Here is a 719-nt window from a genome sequence, read left to right as displayed (position 1 = left end):
GAGGCACGCGAGCTGCTGGCCGCCATGGTCCGGGCGCGTACCGCGGAGGAGGCGGCCGGGGCGGCGACGGCCACGGGTGCCACCGAGGCGCTGGTGCCGCTGCTGCTGGAGGCCGCGGAGACGGTGTCCGAACACCGCCGCCGGGACGTCGTCCACGCGCTGCGGACGGCCGGCGTGCCGGACCGCCTCCTCGGCGTCCGCTGACCCCATGCGCACCACGGCCCACGGCAGTTCGCACGGCCGTTACCCCCCGGGGGCGGGGATCGGCCGTGCGGCACGGCCGAGATGGTCTTGCCACGGTGCGGAAGCCGTCCTACGGTCACCTCCACACGCGTAGAGCTCGCGCTGACCGGTTGTTCGACGCCCTGGCGAAGGAGCAGCTCATGGCCGATGTCGTACGTGCCGCACTGGTGCAGGCGACCTGGACGGGCGATACCGAGTCGATGATCGCCAAACACGAGGAGCACGCCCGCGCGGCCGCCGCCCAGGGCGCGAAGGTGATCGGCTTCCAGGAGGTCTTCAACGCCCCGTACTTCTGCCAGGTGCAGGAGCCGGAGCACTACCGCTGGGCGGAGCCGGTGCCGGACGGCCCGACCGTCCGCCGGATGCAGGAGCTGGCCCGCGAGACGGGCATGGTCGTCGTCGTCCCGGTCTTCGAGGTCGAGCAGTCCGGCTTCTACTACAACACCGCGGCCGTCATCGACGCCGACGGCACGGTC

The 719-nt window shown here is 72.7% G+C and carries 2 protein-coding genes; both read left to right on the top strand.

Going from position 1 to position 719, the window contains the following annotated elements; translation table 11 throughout:
• Positions 1-204 (top strand): hypothetical protein (locus tag C3481_RS16605; RefSeq protein WP_219817685.1); only part of this gene is annotated, 204 nt, incomplete at its 5' end.
• Between the two features lie 179 nt (positions 205-383).
• Positions 384-719: nitrilase-related carbon-nitrogen hydrolase (locus C3481_RS16140; RefSeq protein ID WP_308457290.1), on the top strand; the 336-nt coding region annotated here is incomplete at its 3' end.

The sequence above is a fragment of the Microbacterium sp. Ru50 genome (assembly GCF_002920555.1).
GTDB lineage: Bacteria > Actinomycetota > Actinomycetes > Actinomycetales > Microbacteriaceae > Microbacterium > Microbacterium arborescens.
Note: the sequence above shows the minus strand (reverse complement) of the source record. Positions and strands in the feature narration are given on the sequence as shown.